This window comes from Micromonospora sp. NPDC050980 (assembly GCF_040653835.1).
GTDB lineage: Bacteria > Actinomycetota > Actinomycetes > Mycobacteriales > Micromonosporaceae > Micromonospora.
The window spans coordinates 96074-110238 of sequence record NZ_JBFAGS010000011.1 but is presented as its reverse complement, the minus strand read 5'-3'; the positions used below and the strand labels follow the sequence as shown (position 1 = coordinate 110238).

The 14165-nt window shown below is 75.0% G+C and carries 11 protein-coding genes; 7 read left to right on the top strand and 4 right to left on the bottom strand.

The genetic code is table 11. From position 1 onward, the window contains the following. Positions 1-49: 49 nt before the first annotated feature. Complete coding sequence (locus AB0H28_RS18520; RefSeq protein WP_358041186.1) at positions 50-1276, top strand: hypothetical protein; 1227 nt, start codon at positions 50-52, stop codon at positions 1274-1276. 35 nt (positions 1277-1311) lie between these two features. Here the strand turns inward: AB0H28_RS18520 and AB0H28_RS18515 are convergent, their stop codons facing one another. Further along, positions 1312-2106 (bottom strand): hypothetical protein, encoded by a 795-nt coding sequence (locus AB0H28_RS18515; RefSeq protein ID WP_358041183.1) that lies wholly within the window; start codon positions 2104-2106, stop codon positions 1312-1314. Positions 2107-2591: 485 nt separating this feature from the next. On the opposite strand from AB0H28_RS18515, the gene pdhA reads away from it, so the two are divergent. From pdhA to AB0H28_RS18485, 6 genes are all read left to right on the top strand, one after another. After that, positions 2592-3770 carry a pyruvate dehydrogenase (acetyl-transferring) E1 component subunit alpha gene (gene pdhA, locus AB0H28_RS18510; RefSeq protein WP_358041180.1) on the top strand — a complete coding sequence of 393 codons (1179 nt, stop codon included), beginning with the start codon at positions 2592-2594 and terminating at the stop codon, positions 3768-3770. Beyond that, positions 3770-4759: an alpha-ketoacid dehydrogenase subunit beta gene (locus AB0H28_RS18505; RefSeq protein ID WP_358041177.1), complete on the top strand. Its 990-nt coding sequence runs from the start codon at positions 3770-3772 to the stop codon at positions 4757-4759. Before pdhA ends, AB0H28_RS18505 begins: the two co-directional genes overlap by 1 nt. Before the next feature lie 5 nt (positions 4760-4764). Continuing rightward, a complete protein-coding gene (locus tag AB0H28_RS18500) occupies positions 4765-6252 on the top strand; it encodes a dihydrolipoamide acetyltransferase family protein (RefSeq protein WP_358041174.1) in 1488 nt (495 codons plus the stop codon). A gap of 221 nt (positions 6253-6473) precedes the next feature. Beyond that, the gene (locus tag AB0H28_RS18495) at positions 6474-6611 is read left to right on the top strand and encodes a hypothetical protein (RefSeq protein ID WP_358041172.1); all 138 of its coding nucleotides are present in this window, start codon (positions 6474-6476) and stop codon (positions 6609-6611) included. Between the two features lie 347 nt (positions 6612-6958). Next, the gene (locus tag AB0H28_RS18490; RefSeq protein WP_358041169.1) at positions 6959-9859 is read left to right on the top strand and encodes a hypothetical protein; all 2901 of its coding nucleotides are present in this window, start codon (positions 6959-6961) and stop codon (positions 9857-9859) included. A 113-nt stretch (positions 9860-9972) separates the two neighbouring features. Beyond that, positions 9973-11823 (top strand): NHL domain-containing thioredoxin family protein, encoded by a 1851-nt coding sequence (locus AB0H28_RS18485; RefSeq protein ID WP_358041166.1) that lies wholly within the window; start codon positions 9973-9975, stop codon positions 11821-11823. A 47-nt stretch (positions 11824-11870) separates the two neighbouring features. Here AB0H28_RS18485 and AB0H28_RS18480 read toward each other — a convergent pair whose 3' ends face one another. The 3 genes from AB0H28_RS18480 to AB0H28_RS18470 are packed head-to-tail and all read right to left on the bottom strand — an operon-like array spanning position 11871 to position 14093. After that, the gene (locus AB0H28_RS18480) at positions 11871-12620 is read right to left on the bottom strand and encodes a 5-oxoprolinase subunit PxpA (RefSeq protein WP_358041163.1); all 750 of its coding nucleotides are present in this window, start codon (positions 12618-12620) and stop codon (positions 11871-11873) included. Then, entirely contained in the window at positions 12604-13479 is an 876-nt protein-coding gene (locus AB0H28_RS18475) for a biotin-dependent carboxyltransferase family protein (protein ID WP_358041160.1), read from the bottom strand. Before AB0H28_RS18475 ends, AB0H28_RS18480 begins: the two co-directional genes overlap by 17 nt. Next, entirely contained in the window at positions 13476-14093 is a 618-nt protein-coding gene (locus tag AB0H28_RS18470; RefSeq protein ID WP_358041157.1) for an allophanate hydrolase subunit 1, read from the bottom strand. The genes AB0H28_RS18475 and AB0H28_RS18470 overlap by 4 nt, the downstream gene beginning before the upstream one ends. Positions 14094-14165 lie beyond the last annotated feature (72 nt).

The window sequence follows — 14165 nt, the reverse complement described above, 5'->3', positions numbered from 1 at the left end:
CGGCGCGCTGACGGGTGTGGTCGCCGACGGCGCGGCGTAGGGTCGATGCATGGCCACGCCACAGACCCCTTACGACGCGGTGCTCCACGCCGCGCGCGACGTGACGAGGCTCGACTCCGCGCTGGACGCGGAGATGCTCGGCGCAGCGCTGCTGGGCAGTGTCTACGCCGTCGCCGAGCACGACCGGGAGCAGGCCGTCCGCGAGTTCGTGGCCGGCTTCCTGGCCGCCACGTCCCGCCGGCGCAGCGCCGCCGCGACCACCATCCGCGCCGTCTTCGCCACCCTGGTCCCGGACGCCGCGGGCGCCGCCCGGGTCCGGCCCGGCGCGCACGCCCCGGCCTGGGCCGGGCAGCTCGGCCGGGTGCGCCTAACCGGCACCTGGGCGTACGGCGACGTGTACGGCGACCAGACCTCCTACCTCGCCACGTTCGCCTACGACGACGAGGAGCAGGGCGGCCCGGAGCACGCACTGGTGGCCCTCGTCGACCACAACATCGGCATCACCAAGGACGTGTTCGTCGGCGGTCCGGCGGGCCGGATCGTCGAACAGGCCCGGGAGATCTGCACCGAGGACGAGCTGACCTGGTTCCGCACCGAGGACCCGGCCCGGATGCACGCGGAGGTGAGCCGGCATCTGGCGGTCACCGACGACCTCGGTGAGTTGCCCGCCCAGGGTTCGCTCGCCACCGACCGGGCGCTGGTCGGGGCCCGGCTGGCCGCCATGCCCGGGCCCACCCCGCCGGCCGGCCCGACCGGCGCGCCGGCGGTCACCGACGAGGAACGGACCCGGCTGGTGCGCGCCTTCCTCGACGCGCCCGAGGCCGCCCGGTTCGGCCTGCCCGAGGTGGCCGACGGGGAGCTGGCCTCCCTGCACTTCTGCCTGGGTCTGCTGCTGGATCATGCGGCGAGCTTCCCGGACGCCGACCCGATGCGGTGGAGCCCGATGGTCGCCGAGCTGTTCCTGCTCGACTGGGTGCACCGCCGCGCGGTGCTCGACATGGACGACGCCGCGATGCTGCCCCGGGTGCTGCGCGCCTGGGCGGCGTACGGGGCCCGGCAGCGAGGGCTGCCGCAGCCCGCCGCCGACCGGACGGACGAGGCGATCACCGAGATGGTCCCCGAGTTCGCCCGGCTCTACAGCACCGGTGAGCGACGCAGCCCGGCCACCGCGGCGGTGGCGCAGCTCATGGCGGACGGGGTGGACCCGGACGACCCGGAGGCGGTGAACGCCTGGATCGAGGCGAACCGGCACCGTCTCACCGACGACCCCGCCTGACAGCGCTTCACCCGCCACCCCACCACCCGCCGCGGTCACGGACCGGGGGCCACCGCCACGGACCTGCCGAGGGCCGCCGGCCCGGAACGGCTCGGGGCCACCGTCGGGCTGGGGGCCACGGTCGGCGTCGGCACCTCCGTCGCGGACGGCGTGGGGTCCGGCTCATCGGTGGGTGAGGGCTCCTCGACCGGCCCGGAGGGTGGCTCGGACGCGGTGTCGGACGGGTCGGGCGTGCTCGACGGGCCGGACGGGTCGGGCATGGCGGAGGTGACGGTGGGCTCCGGTGTCGGCTCGCGGGTGGCCGGATCCGACGGCGACGGCGACGGCGACGGGATCGGCGACGGGCGTGGCGGCCGGACCGGGGTGGGCCGGGCGGGTTCGGGTGGGGGTGCCGGCACGACGGACGGCCGGGACCGGCGGCCGGAGCCCGGGTCAGTGTCGTCCGGCCGGGCCGGGGCGGCCGGGAGCACCGGCGGCGGGGCCGCGATGATCGGGGTGCCGGCCCCCGGTGTGGGTGCGGGTAGCGCCGGTTCCTGGGTGGTCTGGGGCAGCGGGATGACCACCGGCCCGACCGAGGGGGTCGGGATGAACCGGGTGCCGGCGTCGGGCAGGGCGCTGTTTCCCACCGACGCCGACCCGGTGCTGATCGCGGCGAGGATCGGCATCGACGCGGTGCCGGCGAGCAACGCCACGGTCAGCAGGTAGCCGCGGCTCGGGCCGCCGGCGCCGGGTGCGCGGTGCGCGCCGACCACCCGCCGGTAGTGGGCGGCGGACATCGCCCGGTGCCGGCCGAGGAAGGGAGCACCGGGAGGACCCTCTGGATCGGACACCGGCACACTCCTCGTACGCGTCGACGGGACGGGCGGGCATGCGCGGATATTCGGACAAATGCCGCGCAATGCTCCTGGTCAGCTTGACCCAGTGACGCTCAGTTCACCAGCCACCACCGCGTGTCGACACACAATTTGTCCGGCGGCCCGGCGCGATCTATCCGGCAAAAGCGGCTATGCGTCACGAACCCGATGGAACCTCACCGACCGAGGAGGCCATACTGTGGGGCCGCTCACCTCCTCTGCAATCATTCAGGCACGACGGCAACGCAGCCGCCACCTCCGCGCACCCCCGCGGCTGGTGCGGAACGGCGCCGGCACTCCCGGGCCTGGGTCCCCGACGGACCCCGGCTCACGCCGCGCGGCAACCCCCACCGGGGCTATGGCGCGGCCGCCAGGGACCGACCCGGCACCTGCCGGGCGGGCGCACGACGTGCGCGGCTCGGGTCACCCCCGGCGCGGCGCAGACAGACAGGGAGAGACGGATGGCAAAGGGCGACCCCGGGGCCGCCACCCGCAGTAAGCGGGCCGCACCCCGTACCAGGCGCGCCGCCGCGACCGGCGAACCGGAACTCGTACAGCTGCTCACCCCGGAGGGTGAGCGGATCGAGACCGCGCTCGGCCCGGACGGGACCGAGTACCGCGTCGATTTCACCGACGAGGAGTACCGCGGGCTCTACCGCGACCTCGTCCTGGTCCGCAAGCTCGACGCCGAGGCCACCGCGCTGCAACGTCAGGGCGAGCTGGGCCTGTGGGCCAGCCTGCTGGGCCAGGAGGCCGCGCAGGTGGGCTCCGGCCGGGCGCTGCGCGCGCAGGACATGGCCTTCCCCACCTATCGGGAGCACGGCGTCCTCTACTGCCGCGGCATCGACCCGATCATGCCGCTCGGCCTGTTCCGCGGCGTCGACCAGGGCGGCTGGGACCCGAACGAGTTCAAGTTCAACATGTACACGATCGTGATCGGGGCGCAGACCCTGCACGCCACCGGGTACGCCATGGGCGTCGCCATGGACGGCAAGACCGGTGGCGCGGACGGCGAGGCGGTGATCGCCTACTTCGGTGACGGCGCCACCAGCCAGGGCGACGTCAACGAGTCGTTCGTCTGGGCCAGCGTGTTCAACGCCCCGCTGGTGTTCTTCTGCCAGAACAACCAGTACGCCATCTCGGAACCGCTGGAGCGGCAGACCCGCGTACCGCTCTACCGCCGGGCGGGCGGCTTCGGCTTCCCCGGCGTCCGGGTCGACGGCAACGACGTGCTCGCCTCGTACGCGGTGACCCGGCACGCGCTGGACACCGCCCGCAACGGCGAGGGCCCGTCGCTGATCGAGGCGTACACCTACCGGATGGGCGCGCACACCACCTCCGACGACCCGACGCGCTACCGGATCGCCAGCGAGGTCGAGGCCTGGCAGGCCAAGGATCCGATCGCCCGGATGAAGGCGTTCCTGACCAAGCAGAAGATCGTCGACGAGTCGTTCTTCGCCGAGGTCGACGAGCAGGCCCGCGCCGAGTCGGTGCACCTGCGCGAACGGGTGCTCACCATGCCCGACCCGCAGCCGGTCAGCATGTTCGACCACGTCTACCCGCACGGCTCCGCGGAGCTGGACGAGCAGCGGGCCCGGTTCTCGCAGTACATGGAGTCGTTCGAGGGGAGCGCCCACTGATGGCCACGGAGACGCTCACCCTCGGCAAGGCGCTCAACACCGGCCTGCGGCGGGCCCTGGAGAACGACCCGAAGGTCGTCATCATGGGCGAGGACGTCGGCAAGCTCGGCGGCGTGTTCCGCATCACCGACGGCCTGCAGAAGGACTTCGGCGACCAGCGGGTGATCGACACCCCGCTGGCCGAGTCCGGCATCATCGGCACCGCGGTCGGCCTGGCCATCCGGGGCTTCCGGCCGGTCTGCGAGATCCAGTTCGACGGCTTCGTCTACCCGGCGTACGACCAGATCGTGTCGCAGGTGGCGAAGATGCACTACCGCTCGCAGGGCAAGGTGCGGATCCCGATGGTCATCCGGATCCCCTACGGCGGTGGCATCGGCGCGGTCGAGCACCACTCGGAGTCCCCCGAGGCATACTTCGCGCACACCGCCGGCCTGAAGGTCGTGACCTGCGCGAACCCGCAGGACGCGTACGTGATGATCCAGCAGGCGATCGCCTCGGACGACCCGATCGTCTTCATGGAGCCGAAGCGGCGCTACTGGGAGAAGGGCCCGGTCGACCTGGACGCCCCGCTCGCGGAGGCGTACCCGCTGCACAGCGCACGCATCGCCCGGCCGGGCGCGGACGCGACGGTGCTGGCGTACGGCCCGATGGTGCGCACCGCGCTGGACGCGGCCACCGCCGCCGCCGAGGACGGCCGGGAGCTGGAGGTCGTCGACCTGCGTACGCTCTCGCCGCTGGACCTGACCGCCGCCTACGAGTCGGTGCGGCGCACCGGCCGCTGCGTGGTCGTGCACGAGGCCCCGGGCAACCTGGGCCTCGGCTCGGAGATCGCGGCCCGGGTGACCGAGGAGTGCTTCTACTCCCTGGAGTCCCCGGTGCTGCGGGTGACCGGCTTCGACATCCCCTACCCGGCCGCCCGGGTGGAGGAGGAGTACCTGCCCGATCTCGACCGGGTGCTCGACGCCGTCGACCGCACCTTCGGATGGTGAGCGGCATGTCACGGGTCAAGGAGTTCAACCTGCCCGACCTGGGCGAGGGCCTGACCGAGGGCGAGATCCTCGCCTGGCTGGTCAAGGTGGGCGACGACATCGAGCTGAACCAGCCGATCGTCGAGGTGGAGACCGCGAAGGCGGCGGTGGAGATCCCCGCGAAGTGGGCCGGCCGGGTGCAGTCGATCTTCCATCCGGAGGGTGCCACGGTCGAGGTGGGGGTGCCGATCATCGCGATCGACACCGACCCGAACGCCGGGCCGCTGGAGCAGTCCACGACCGGCGCGCCGGAGCGGGAGCTGCCGACCCCGTCGGCCGCCTCGCTGGCCGCGGTGGAGGTCGCGCCGGCCGAGGGCATGGTCGAGCCGGGCCTGATCGGTGGCGCGGCCCCGGGTGGGCGGACCGCGGTGCTGGTCGGCTACGGGCCGCGCAACGCCCCGGCCAAGCGTCGGCCGCGCAAGGGTGACGTGCCGGCGCAGGCACCGACGCCGGCGCCGGCCGCTCCGGCGTCGGTCGCTCCGGCACCGGCCGCTCCGGCGCCGGCCGCTCCGGCGCCGGCCGCGCCCGCGCCGGCGGTGAACGGCAACGGCCGGGCCGGCGGCCCAGTGCTGGCCAAGCCGCCGGTCCGCAAGCTCGCGAAGGACCTCGGGGTCGACCTGGCCACGCTCACCGGTTCCGGTCCGCTGGGCTCGATCACCCGTGAGGACGTACAGCGGGCGGCGAGCGGGACCCCGGCGGCGGCCGAGCCGCCGACGGTGGCGGCACCGGCCGCGTCGGTGGCGAGTTTCGGCGCGGACCGCGAGCAGCGCATCCCGGTCAAGGGGGTACGCAAGCTGACCGCGGAGAACATGGCCCGCTCGGCGTTCACCGCCCCGCACGTGACGGAGTTCCTGACCGTCGACGTGACCCGGGCGATGAAGGCGCTGGACCGGCTCCGCGACCGGCGCGAGTGGCGCGACGTCCGGGTCTCGCCGCTGCTGCTGGTGGCGAAGGCGGTGCTGCTGGCGGTCAAGCGTCACCCGATGGTCAACTCGACCTGGGCCGGTGACGAGATCGTGGTCAAGGAGTACGTGAACCTGGGCATCGCGGCGGCCACCGAGCGCGGCCTGATCGTGCCGAACATCAAGGACGCCGGCCGGCTCTCGCTGCGCGAGCTGGCGGACGCGATGACGGCGCTGGTGCAGACCGCGAAGTCGGGGAAGACCTCCCCGGCGGACATGTCCGGCGGCACGCTCACCATCACCAACGTCGGCGTCTTCGGCGTGGACACCGGTACGCCGATCCTGCCCCCGGGCGAGTCGGCGATCCTGGCCTTCGGCGCGGTACGCGAGCAGCCGTGGGTGCACAAGGGGAAGGTGAAGCCGCGCTTGGTCACCACGCTGGGCCTCTCCTTCGACCATCGGATCGTCGACGGTGAGCTGGGCTCGAAGTTCCTGCGCGACGTGGGGGACTTCCTGGCCGACCCGGAGGCGGCGCTGCTCGCCTGGACCTGACCTATCACCGCTCCGGCGACGGCCGGTGTGCCTCGGGTGAACGCCCGGCACACCGGCCGTTACCGTTGGGTGCGGAATCTTCGGCCCCGTAGGGCGTTTGACCTACGATCCTTAGGCAGGTGGCTCAGCTCACCTTCTAATCGATGGAAATTGGCGGCCGGGTGCGCTTCAATAGAGACATCAAGGGCTGACAACCGAATAGCCAGGAGGAGAGACCCAAGATGAGCATGATCGAGCGAATCCGCACCCGCCGCGACGCCAACCGCCGGGCCCGTGCCATCGAGCACGCGCTGAGTTCCGCCAACTCGCCCGCGGTCCGCGCGGAGCTTCTCGCCATCGCCCAGCGTCACATGAGCTGACGCCACCTGCCTTCCTCACCTCCTCCAGTTCGAAGACCCGTCCGGCACCCCGGGCGGGTCTTCGACGTTCCGGGTGGTTCGGCACCGGGATTCCACCTCGCCGCACCGCCCGGTACGGTTGGCACGGTCGCCAACCGACTGCCTCCGAACCGACGCGGGAGAGCGAAACTCATCGACGTCGTCCGGTGACTTTCGGTGACGACCGAGGCTCCCCCGAGCGCCCGCGGGCGACCACCGGATACGGTGCGGGGAGCCCGCACGGCCGGTACCCGCCGGCGACGCCGGCAGCCATGCCGACGGCCCCCGACCGGCATCGGCGGCCGACCTGTGATGGAGGAGGCGCACCCATGACGTCCGAGGCTCCGCACCGCCCCGGCCACGAGCCGGGCGAGGTGTCGCCGGGCACCGGCGGACCGGTGCCGTACGGCGACCAGCCGGCGCAGCAGGACAACGGGTACAACAGCACGCCCGACCTCGGCTGGGCCCCGCCTCCGCCGGCCGGTCGACCCGCCCCGCCGGCCCCGGCCTGGGCCGCGGCGGACGACCAACCTCCCGCCTGGGCCCCGCCCGCGGGTCAACAGGTCACCGGCCGGGCCAGCGCCCAGGTGCCCCCACCCGCCGACCCGGGCGGTCGCGGACCGCAGCCCTCCTGGGGCGCTCCCGAGCAGGACGCACCCGCCTGGGCCACCCCCGGCCAGGGCTCGCCGTGGGCCGAGCAGTCCGGCCCCGACCGGGCGGCCGGCCCGACGCCGCCGTCCTGGGCCGCGGCACCCTCGACCGGCCCCACCGAGCCCGCGCCGCCCGCCTGGGCCGCCGAGCAGAACCGCCCCGCCTGGGGCGGCCAGGCCGGCGAGCAACCCGCCTGGGCGCAGCCCGGCGACGTAGGCGCGCGGGGCGCCGGTTACGTCCCCGCGCCGGCCACCGTGCCGAACGAGAGCTGGGTCACCCCGGCCGGCCCGGACGACTCCCACCGCGCCGGTGGGTCCGCTCCCGCCGGGCCGCAGGGCGACGACGTCGGTCACTCCGGCGGCTGGGCCGCCGGCGCGCAACCGGACGACCCGCACCGTTCCGGCGGCTGGACCGCGCGCGACGAGCAAGCCGACGATCCGCAGCGCTCCGGCGACTGGACACCCCGCGACACGCAGCCGGCCTGGGCCCCGCCCGGCCAGCAGAGCGGCGCCACCTGGCCGCCGGCCGAGCCGCCCGCCCGGGCCGCCGCCAAGGTCTCCGTGCCCGGCGCGGTCCGCCCGGACCAGCCGTGGTCCACTCCGGAACAGTCCGACCAGGACGGTCACGGCGAGGACGACCCGCAGCGCTCCGGCGGCTGGGGCCCGACCGCCGGGCCGCAGCGCGACGACCCGGCCCGCTCCGGCGGCTGGCCCGCCCCACCGGCCGAGAACCGGGCCGGCGGCTGGGACGAGTCCACCCGGGACGACGACCCCGACCGTTCCGGTGGCTGGTCGGCCGGCGGACGCGCCACCGGTTCGGCCGAGGCCCCGCAGGCGAACGCCTGGGGCGAGCCGGAGCAACCCCGAGCCGCCACCTGGAACGCCGCCGCGGCCGTACCGTCGCAGCGGGAGCCCGAACGGCCGGCGGACGAACCGGCGCAACCCGGCTGGGGCCCCACCGGCACGCCGGCCCGGGCCAGCGTGACCGCACCGACTCCCGACGAACGGGTGCCCGAGCGCCCGGTGTTGCCGGACGCCGAGCCCTGGTCTCCCGACGAGGCGTGGGGCCGCGCCGACGGGGCCGAGTCGGCGTCGTCGCGCGGCTGGCAGCCGGCCGAGGACGCCCCGGCCTACCAGCCCGCGCCCGCGCCGGGCATCGCTGCCGGCAACGCGGTGCCGCTGCCCCCGCAGGGCCAACGCGTGCCGGGCGCCGCCCTGGCCGCGTCGCCGCCCGCCGACCACCCGGCCGCCGCGCAGTTCCCGCCGGCCGAGCGTGAACCCCAGGGGTACGAGCCAGAGCGCGCCGACGCCGGCTGGGGCACCTCCCGCTCCGGCCACGACGAGCCACAGTCACCGGCCGGCCCGGTCGTTCCGGGTCCGCGCACGTCGCCCGAGGCGGGCGCGGTCTCGGCCAGCGCGTCGGTGCCGGTGGCCAGCCGGGTCACCCCGCCGTCCGACCAGCCGGTGCACCCGACCGGCACCTCGGCGCCCCAGCCTCGGGTGTACGGCCGACCGACCCGGCCGGAGCCCGAGGAGACCGACGGCCCCGACGAGGCGCACGGCTACCCGGGCCAGGACGGCCCGCCCGCGCAGTCCCGGCCGGACGACGACCCGCGCGGCTACGCCGGGTCCCAGCCCCGGCCGGACGACCCGCACCGTTACCCGGGCCAGGACGGCCCGCCCGCATTCGGCGCACCCCAGCCCCGGCCGGACGAGCCGCGCCGCTTCCCCGGTCAGGACGGCCCGCCCGCATTCGGCGCACCGCAGCCCCGGCCGGACGACGAACCGCGCGGCTACGCCGAACCGTCGCCGGGTGGCCCGTCGCCGTTCCCGGTCGGCGTGCCCTCGTTCGTCGACCCGCCCGGCAACAACCGACCCGCGAACGGGGTGCACCCGCACGACGACGAGCAGTCGGCGGGACCGCGTGATCCCTTCGGCACGCCGGGCGGCCAGCAGCACCCGTTCGGTGGCCCCGGCGGTCGCCAGGACGCGTTCCACGGGCCCGCCGACCGGCCCGACCCGTTCGGTGCGCCGGGCGGTCAGCAGGACCCGTACGGTGCGCCGGCCGGCGGCCGGGCCTCGGTCGCCGTACCCGGTCAGGGCCCGGCGGATGCGCCGGGCGGCTTCCCGCCGGCCTTCCCGCCGCCGCCACAGCAGGCGCCGCCGGCCTGGTCGTCCGACGGCCCGTCCGGTGACTCCGAGCAGGGGCGCTTCGACGCGTTCAAGCCGGACGCCGAGCCGCAGACCGAGGCCCCCGCGCCGAAGGTACGCAACGGCCGGGTGCTGGCCGCCGTGCTTGTCGCGGCCGTGCTCATCCTCGCCGTGCCGCTCGGCCTGCTCACCCTGCTCGGCAAGATCAACGGCGACGACAAGCCGGCGGGCCTCGACCCGGCGGTCGGCTCGTGCATCAAGCAGTCCGGCACGACGGCGGTGGAGAGCGACTGCGGTGCGCAGGGCGCGTTCACCGTGGTGTCGAAGGTGGACAACAAGGACAAGTGCGAGGATCTGTCCCAGCCCACCGTCGTCCTGCAGAGCGGTGGCGCCAACCGGGTCCTCTGCCTGAAGCCGGCCGGCCAGTAACACCTCCGCGAAGCGCCCGCCCCGGCCCGGGGCGGGCGCTTCGCGCTGTCGTGTGCGGCTGTTCACCCGGCGGTCCCCGGGTCGTGGAACGAGGGGTGCGGCACGATGGGGGGATGAGCGCACGAGTACGGGCACCCGAGCTGCGGGGTCGCGGCTGGCTGAACACCGGCGGCAAGGCCGTCACGCTGGCCGACCTGCGGGGCCGGATCGTTCTGCTGGATTTTTGGACCTTCTGCTGCATCAACTGCCTGCACGTGCTCGACGAGCTGCGCCCGCTGGAGGAGAAGTACGGCGACGTGCTGGTGGTGATCGGCGTGCACTCGCCGAAGTTCGAGCACGAGAAGGACCCGGACGCGCTCGCCGCCGCCGTCGAGCGGTACGGCGTGCACCACCCGGTGCTCGACGACCCCGAGATGAGCATGTGGCAGCAGTACGCGGCGAAGGCCTGGCCAACCCTCTCGGTGATCGACCCCGAGGGGTACGTGGTCGCCACCATGGCCGGCGAGGGGCACGCCGAAGGGCTGGCCCGACTGATCGACGACCTGATCGCCACCCACGACGCGAAGGGCACGCTGCACCGGGGCGACGGCCCGTACGTCCCGCCGCCCCTGCCGGAGACGGCGCTGCGCTTTCCCGGCAAGGCCGTCCCGCTCGACGGCGGCAACCTGCTGGTCTCCGACTCGGCCCGGCACTGCCTGGTCGAGCTGGCGCCGGACGGGGAGACGGTCGTCCGCCGGATCGGCGCCGGCGGCCGGGGCCGGACGGACGGCCCGGCCATCGGCGCCACCTTCGCCGAGCCGCAGGGGCTCTGCCTGCTGCCCCCGCACGTGGCCGAGGTGGCCGGTTACGACCTGGTCGTCGCGGACACGGTCAACCATCTGCTGCGCGGCGTACGGCTGTCCTCAGGCGAGGTGGTCACGGTGGCCGGCACCGGCCGGCAGTGGCGCTCGACGGTCGACGACCACGCGCACGACGCGCGTGCGGTCGACCTCTCCTCCCCATGGGACGTGGCCTGGTACGACGACCGGGTGGTCGTGGCGATGGCCGGCATCCACCAGCTCTGGTGGTTCGACCCGATCAGGCGGACCGCCGGCATGTACGCCGGCACCACGGTCGAGGCGTTGCGCGACGGTCCGCTGCCGGACGTCTGGATGGCTCAGCCGTCCGGGCTGTCGGTCTCGGCCGACGGTTCCCGACTCTGGGTGGCCGACAGCGAGACCAGCGCGATCCGCTGGGTCGCCGAGGGCGAGATGCACACCGCCGTCGGTCAGGGCCTGTTCGACTTCGGCCACGTCGACGGACCGGCCGATCAGGCGTTGCTCCAGCACCCGCTGGGCGTGTGCGCGCTACCTGACGGTTCGGTGCTGATCGCGGACACGTACAACGGCGCGGTTCGCCGCTTCGCCCCGGAGACCGGCCAGGTCCAGACCGTGGCCGACGGGCTGGCCGAGCCGAGCGACCTGGTGGTCACCGCCGAGGGTGAGGTGCTGGTGGTCGAGTCGGGCGCGCACCGGTTGACCCGGCTCGCGCCCGGCGCGCTCACCGCGGCCGGCGCGAGCACGGTGGCGGGGCCGAGGCACCGGCTGGAACGCAGACCGACCGACGTGACGGCCGGCGAGCTGACGCTCGATGTGATCTTCACGCCGGCCCCGGGGCAGAAGCTGGACGAGACGTACGGGCCGTCGAGCCGGCTGGTGGTCTCGGCGTCGCCGCCGGAGTTGCTGGTCGAGGGCGCGGGCACGTCCACCGAGCTGCGCCGCCGGCTGGTGGTCAGCGGTGACGTGGCGCAGGGGGTGTTGCAGGTGACCGCCCAGGCGGCGACCTGTGACGCCGACGTCGAACACGCCGCCTGCCACCTGACCCGGCAGGACTGGGGCGTACCGGTGCGGGTGGTCGCCGGCGGCGCCACCCGCCTGCCCCTGGTCCTGCGCGGCCTGGACGAGGTGCGAGCTGACGACTGTTGAGCGGGGCTCCCGGTTATGCGGAATGCGTTAACAGGGGGCCCCTCCTTTCACGCGAACGGAGTGAGCGTGACCCCGGCGTCGATGAGCGCCGCCCGCACCAGCTCCGCGCAGCGCACCGCGCCCGGCGTGTCGCCATGCAGGCAGATCGACTCGACCGGGCAGGGGACCACGCTGCCGTCGACGGCGACCACGGTCCGCTCGACGGCCATCCGCACCGCCCGGGCGGCGACCTGATCCGGGTCGGTGACCAGCGCGTTCGCGGCGCTTCGGGGCACCAGCGCGCCGTTGGGCAGATAGTTGCGGTCGGCGAAGCCTTCGGCGACCACCCGCAGGCCGGCACCGGCCGCGAGCTGGGCGAGCACGGTGCCGGGCTGGCAGAGCACCGGCAGCTCGTGGTCGTAGCCGCTGATCGCCGCCACCAGCGCGGCGGCCTGCGCCTCATCGCACGCGGCGGCGTGGTAGAGCGCCCCGTGCGGCTTCAGGTAGCGCACCCGCGTGCGGTAGAGCCGGCAGAAGGCGTTCAGCGCCCCGAGCTGGTAGATCGTCTCGTCGCGCAGCTCGGCGAAGTCGTAGGCGATGTGCCGGCGGCCGAAGCCGGCGAGGTCCCGGTAGCCGACCTGCGCGCCGACCGCGACCCCGCGCTCGGCGGCGGCGGCGCAGACCCGGTGCATGGTGGCCGCGTCGCCGGCGTGGAAGCCGCAGGCCACGTTGGCGGAGCTGATCAGCCCGAGCAGCGCCTCGTCGTCGCCGAGCCGCCAGCTGCCGAATCCCTCGCCGAGGTCAGCGTTGAGGTCCATGGAACCTCACCGTAGTCCCTGGGCGGGCCTGGGCGAGCGGGGTCACGTCGTCCACCACCCCGATGACCGGGTAGCCGCCGGTGGTGGGGTGGTCGGCCAGGAAGATCAGGGGCTGGCCGTCCGGCGGCACCTGCACCGCACCGAGCACCAGGCCCTCGCTGGGTAGTTCGCCGGCCACCGCGCGGGGCAGGGCGGCACCGGCGAGCCGCGCGCCGACCCGGTTGCTGTGCGGCGTGACCGTGTACGCGGCGCGCCGCAGCCGGTCGAACGCGTCCGGGGTGAACCAGTCCTGCCGGGGGCCGGGTCGCACGACCAGCCACAGCTCGGCCGGCGCCGGTCGGGTGATGGTGACGTCGACCGGGCCCGGCGGGCCGGCCGGCGGCCCCAGCGGCAGCCGGTCCCCGTCGCGCAGCGGCGGTGGCCCGAGGCCGGAGAGCGTGTCGGTGCACCGGCTGCCGAGCACCGGCTCGACCGCGATCCCCCCGCCGACAGCCAGCCAGGTGCGCACGCCGTGCCGGGCCGGCCCGACCCGCAGCACCGCGCCGGCCGGCAGCGACAGCGGTCGCCCCACGTCCCCGGGCCGGCGGGGGGTGGGACCGGTCCGGGGTGGGTGTTCCACGACAACGTCGGCCGGGGCCCCGGTCAGCGCGACGGTGACCGCCCGGGTGACGCGCAGCGCGCACCCGGTGAGCGTGATCTCCAGGCCCGCCGCGTGCTCGGGGTTGCCGACGAGCCGGTTGGCCAGGCGCAGCGCGGCCGGGTCGAGCGCGCCGGACCGGGGCACCCCGAGGTGGGCCCAGCCGGGCCGGCCCTGGTCCTGCACGGTGGTGAGCGCGCCGGCGCGCAGCACCTCGATCATGACGGGTCCACCAGCCGGACCCGGGTGCCGGGCGTGAGCCGGGCCGGTGGGTCGGCGCGCACGTCGAAGAGGACCAGCTCGGTCCGCCCGACCAGCAGCCAGCCGCCGGGCGAGGCGGCCGGATAGATGCCCGCGTACGGGCCGGCCAGCGCGACCGAGCCGGCCGGCACCCGGGTACGCGGGGTGGCGAGCCGGGGCACGGCCAGTTCCGGCGGCAACCCGCTGAGGTAGGCGAACCCGGGGGCGAAGCCGCAGAAGGCGACCCGGAACTCGGTACGCCGCAGCCGCTCGACCACGGCCGGCACGTCGACGCCCCAGTAGTCGGCGACGGCGGGAAGGTCGTCCCCGTCGTACACGGTGGGGACCCGCACCACCGCGCCACCCGTGCCGCCGGTTCCTGGGGGTCGGGGCTGCCAGCCGATGATGCGCGCGGCGGTCGTCGCCGGGTCGGTCACGCCGTCGAGCAGCACCGTGCGCGCGGCCGGGACGATCTCCTCGGCGGTGAGTTCGCCGGCGGCCCGGCGCTGCCACAGCTCGGCGCGCCACGTCTCGGCCTGCTCGGGGTCGTCGCAGTCGAGCAGCAGGGCGTGCGCGCCGGCGGGTCGGATCCGCATCCGGCCATCCTCGCGCCAGGCGGCGTGACGGTCCACACTACTTGCAAGTAACCTACGGTGTCGTAACCTGAT